This window comes from Kocuria rhizosphaericola (assembly GCF_044462205.1).
In the GTDB taxonomy this organism is placed as follows: Bacteria; Actinomycetota; Actinomycetes; order Actinomycetales; family Micrococcaceae; genus Kocuria; species Kocuria rhizosphaericola.
In genome coordinates this window covers 1-4,688 of record NZ_JBISWK010000124.1, presented here as the reverse complement: position 1 = coordinate 4,688, position 4,688 = coordinate 1, and the positions used below count along the sequence as shown (strand labels likewise).

The following is a 4,688-nucleotide window of genomic DNA, read 5'->3' as shown; positions in this document are numbered from 1 at the left end:
ACCTTCGAGGTGGAGAACCCGGCCACCGGCGAGGTCATCGCGACCATGGCCTCGGCCACCCGGGCGGACTCCCAGGCCGCGATGGACGCCGCCGCCGACGCCCAGGAGTCCTGGGCCCGCACCCCCGCCCGGGAGCGCTCGGAGATCCTGCGGCGCGCGTTCGACCTCGTGCAGGAGCGCGCCGAGGACCTCGCCCTGCTGATGACCCTGGAGATGGGCAAGCCGCTGGCCGAGGCCGCCGGGGAGGTCAAGTACGGCGGGGAGTTCCTGCGCTGGTTCGCCGAGGAGGCCGTGCGCGACTACGGCCGCTACCTGGACACCCCCGAGGGCAACCTGCGCATGCTGGTCACCCACAAGCCCGTGGGCCCGTGCCTGCTGATCACCCCGTGGAACTTCCCGCTGGCGATGGCCACCCGCAAGGTCGCCCCGGCCGTGGCCGCCGGCTGCACCATGGTGCTCAAGCCCGCGCGGCTGACCCCGCTCACCTCCCAGTACTTCGCCCAGCTCATGCTGGACGCCGGTCTGCCGGCCGGGGTGCTCAACGTCGTCTCCTCCGCCTCCGCCGCCGCGGTCTCCGAGCCGATCATGGCCGACCCCAGGCTGCGCAAGGTCTCCTTCACCGGCTCCACCCCGGTGGGCAAGCAGCTGATGAAGCTGGCCACGGACAACGTGCTGCGCACCTCCATGGAGCTCGGCGGCAACGGGCCGCTCATCGTCTTCGAGGACGCCGACATCGACAAGGCCGTGGCCGGGGCCATGGCCGCGAAGATGCGCAACATGGGCGAGGCCTGCACGGCCGCCAACCGGCTGCTGGTGCACGAGTCGGTCGTCGACGAGTTCGTCGAGAAGATGGCCGCGAAGATGGCCGCGCTCACCGTGGGCAACGGTGTCGACGACGGGGTGAGCGTGGGCCCTATGGTCGAGGCCAAGGCCCGGGACTCGGTCGAGGAGTTCGTCACCGACGCCGTCGAGCGCGGGGCGAAGGTCGTCGTCGGCGGGGCGCGCGTGGACGGGCCCGGCTACTTCTTCGCCCCCACCCTGCTGCGCGACGTCCCCGTCGACGCCCGCGCGGTGACCGAGGAGATCTTCGGCCCCGTCGCCCCGGTCGTGACGTTCACGGACGAGGACGAGGCCGTGGCCCTGGCGAACTCCACCGAGTACGGCCTGGCCTCCTACGTGTTCACCGAGAACATCTCCCGCGGTCTGCGCATCGGCGACCGCATCGAGTTCGGCCTCATGGGCCTCAACGTCGGGGTGATCTCCAACGCGGCCGCCCCGTTCGGCGGTGTCAAGCAGTCCGGCCTGGGCCGGGAGGGCGGGGCCGAGGGCCTGGCCGAGTACACCACCACCCAGTACATCGGCGTGGAGAACCCCTGGGCCGGCGTCCCGGTGCCCGGCACCGGCAGCCCCGCCTGAGGACGCACGAAGAGCCGTGGGAGCTGGCACGCCAGGTCCCACGGCTCTTCGCTGCTGCAGGAATTGAAGTGAATTATCGGCAGCGGGGGTAGGTTGACCCTCTCCGCTTTACATATGACCGACTGCCGGACGTTCTCGGGCATCGGCTCGGCCTTGGCAAGCGCGCATGCGCCGCAAGGCGCAGCCCCAGCTGGCTCGTAGTTCCAGGGCTCGGAGCAATGAGGGGCTCGCGTGCCAGAACGAAGCGCTCATACCCGGGAGAGGGCAGGACCGCATCGTTGCGCCGGTGATTGGTGATCACCCCGTCGGCGCAGTTGCGTGAAGGACGCCAAGACCATCTCCACATGCGGAGATCTGTGAAACAACGGCGTCAGTTCAAGGATATGAACGATCTCCGGCCCATAGAATCGACGCCATGCCCGCACCCCATCGCCCGGACTCATCCGGCGGCCCGGAGCGCGCCGCCCTGCCGGACTACTGGTCCTTCGTCGAGGCCGCCCAGCGGCGGATCTCCGCGGAGTTCCCCGAGACCGATCTCACGGCCAACCTCCTCTTTATATTGCTCAATGGGGCCTCCTCCACCGTGGTCTACGACTTCGATTCCAGCATCCACCGTCCCAGGGGCGGCACATGGTCGAGCTCACGGCTGATGTTCACCCTCTGGGTGACCGGCCCGCTCGCTTCACATGAGGTCGCCGCCCTCGCCGGCATGAGTCGATCGGCGGTGTCCAGCCTCACCAAGACGCTCGAAGGCAAAGGCCTGGTGCGCCGCGAGGCCTCCCCCCACGACGGCCGCTCATGGATCCTGCACCTGACCGAGACCGGAGCGGACTGGATTCGGACAACCCTCATTGCGCAGAACGAGCGGGAAAGCCAGTGGGCCGGGGTGCTCACGGAGGAGGAACAGCAGAACCTTGTCGAGCTCCTGGGGAAGTTGATGGCACAGCGCAAGGCGATCGGGGCGCGACGACGCAAATAGCTGTGACGCTCTCTCCTTGTCCCGCCTGGTGAGAGATTTCTGCGGCCAGCGGTGCCTCTGGACGCCCATCCGTCGCCTCCCAGGTACCGTCGCCGGGTACTTCACGTTTCTCCGCGCCATGTAGATCCTCGGATGGGCGACCTGAGCCAGGCACACCATGGTGTTTGCCCGACGGGGTCACTCCAATCCCTCGGATGGGTCTCCCCGACCGAACGACGGCATGGTCTACTGGAATCCATCCGAACGGCACATGCTGCGAGGACCACAGGAATTCCGGCTGACGGTCACCAGAGCATCGGATTGCCGTCGCCGGACCGGCACGGCTGGCACGGGTCCGGCGCGAGGCGTATCCGAGGTCCGCGGCTGAGCCCGGCGGTCGCCGGCAGTGATCTCCCGTGCAATGAACCCCCAGGAAGGCAGACGAGTGGCGAGGACGAAGACGGTTCTGGAGACAACCCTGGACATGTTCCGCGCGCAGGGGATGACCACTATTTTCGGCAATCCCGGCTCTAACGAGCTTCCTTTCCTGGCGGGGCTTGATGAGGACTTCGACTTCGTCCTGGGCCTGCATGAACAGGTCGTCGTGGGCATGGCAGAGGGTTATGCCCGGGCGACCGGCAATCCTGCGCTGGTAAACCTCCATGCGGCTTCTGGATCGGGCAATGCGATGGGCGCACTGACCAACGCCCACTACGGTCACATCCCCATGGTCGTCCTTGCCGGGCAACAGGTGCGCCGCACCGTCGGACAGGAGGCAATGCTGGCCAACATGGACGCCTCGATCCTCCCTGCGCCACTGGTCAAGTACTCCCATGAGCCGCTGGCCGCCGCTGACGTGACACGGACTCTCACCCAGGCGGTCTTCGAAACCTCCACCCCACCGTGTGGGCCGGTCTATGTCTCGGTGCCGCTCGACGACTGGGCTGAACCGGCCTTGGACGACGACGCCTTGCTCACCGCTCGGTCGGTCACCACCCCCGGAGGTCTTACCGACGACTTGGCGCAGCAGTTGGTGGACATCATCGACGGTGCACAGCGGCTTGCCCTGGTGGTGGGGCCTCAGGTGGACGCTGCTGCGATCAAGGACCCCACCGTCTTTGATGCCGTGGTCTCTCTGGCGGAGAAGGCCGACGCGTCCGTGTACATCGCCCCGTCGCCATCGCGCGGCCCGTTCCCGACCACCCACCCCAACTTCCAAGGGGTCCTTGTCCCGGGTATCAAGTCCGTGCGCGACCGCCTCGACGGCCACGACGTCGTCCTCGCCCTGGGTGCTGCCGTCTTCCGATACCACCGCTGGGAACCGAGCAATTACCTCGCGGACGGCACCCACGTCGTACAGGTCACCCAAGACCCCCGTGAGGCAACCCGGGCACCGTTCGGCCGCTCCGTCGTCGCGGACGTGGCCGGCACAGCGAAGATCCTGGCCGAGGGCGTGAAGGACCGAGGGAGGCGGCGTGGCGAGACAGGATCCCGTGAACTGCCTGTGGCCAAGACCTCGCCGAAGGGAATGACCGGCACCGAGATCCTGGAGGTGCTCAACACCCACGTCAACGACACCGTGGCCTATGTCAATGAGACCACCACCTTGGATCTGGACTATCTGGAGCGCATCGCCATCGACCGCCCCGGCATGTACAACTTCCCTGCCTCAGGCGGCCTGGGATTCGGCCTGCCGGTTGCCGTGGGGATGTCGCTCGGCGACCCGACGAAGACAATTGTGGCAACCGTGGGCGACGGCTCCGCGAACTACGCCATCACTGCGCTCTACACCGCGGCCCAGCGGCAGACACGAACCGTGTTCGTCATCGTCAACAACTCCAGCTACGGGGCCCTCGCCGGCTTCGCCCAGCGTATGGGAGTGCCCAACGTCCCGGGGCTGCAACTGGGAGGCATCAACTTCGTCTCGATCGCCGAGGGCTACGGCATCCCCGCGCGGCGCACCACCACTTGTGAGGAGTTCGAAGCGGCCTACCAAGAGGCACTCCTGAGCGCCGGTCCGGTGCTCATCGACGCCCAGGTGGTCACCGACTGACAGGGAGGTTTCTTCCGCGCACCGTGTTCGGCCCACCCGCGGTCATACACGACGGATACACCACATTTCTGACGCGAATGGAGACCGGTTCCGGCAGCAACTCCGCACTCACAGGTATCCGCTGAGACTTGCAGTGGATGCTGAGGAGGAAACGATTCAGGGCTATCTGGGCATCATCGATAGTCTCCACGTCGAGCTGATGTACGGAACCCCTGCGCCGACAGGTGTGCATGACGGCGGCGCCGGCGCCCCGTGAGGGGT

At 67.2% G+C, this 4,688-nt stretch carries 4 protein-coding genes; all 4 read left to right on the top strand.

What is annotated here, in order from left to right; translation table 11 throughout:
* Positions 1-1,416: NAD-dependent succinate-semialdehyde dehydrogenase (locus tag ACH9D2_RS12700; RefSeq protein ID WP_396363166.1), on the top strand; the 1,416-nt coding region annotated here is incomplete at its 5' end.
* A gap of 415 nt (positions 1,417-1,831) precedes the next feature.
* Positions 1,832-2,395 (top strand): MarR family transcriptional regulator, encoded by a 564-nt coding sequence (locus tag ACH9D2_RS12695; protein WP_396363165.1) that lies wholly within the window; start codon positions 1,832-1,834, stop codon positions 2,393-2,395.
* 424 nt (positions 2,396-2,819) lie between these two features.
* Complete coding sequence (gene mdlC, locus ACH9D2_RS12690; RefSeq protein WP_396363164.1) at positions 2,820-4,427, top strand: benzoylformate decarboxylase; 1,608 nt, start codon at positions 2,820-2,822, stop codon at positions 4,425-4,427.
* 133 nt (positions 4,428-4,560) lie between these two features.
* Positions 4,561-4,683, top strand: a complete 123-nt coding sequence (locus ACH9D2_RS12685; protein WP_396363163.1) for a hypothetical protein — start codon at positions 4,561-4,563, stop codon at positions 4,681-4,683.
* Positions 4,684-4,688 lie beyond the last annotated feature (5 nt).

Bases quoted from the DNA above. Each gene is read 5' to 3' on its own strand.
- ACH9D2_RS12695 (WP_396363165.1), top strand. From the start codon at position 1,832: ATGCCCGCACCCCATCGCCCGGACTCATCCGGCGGCCCGGAGCGCGCC.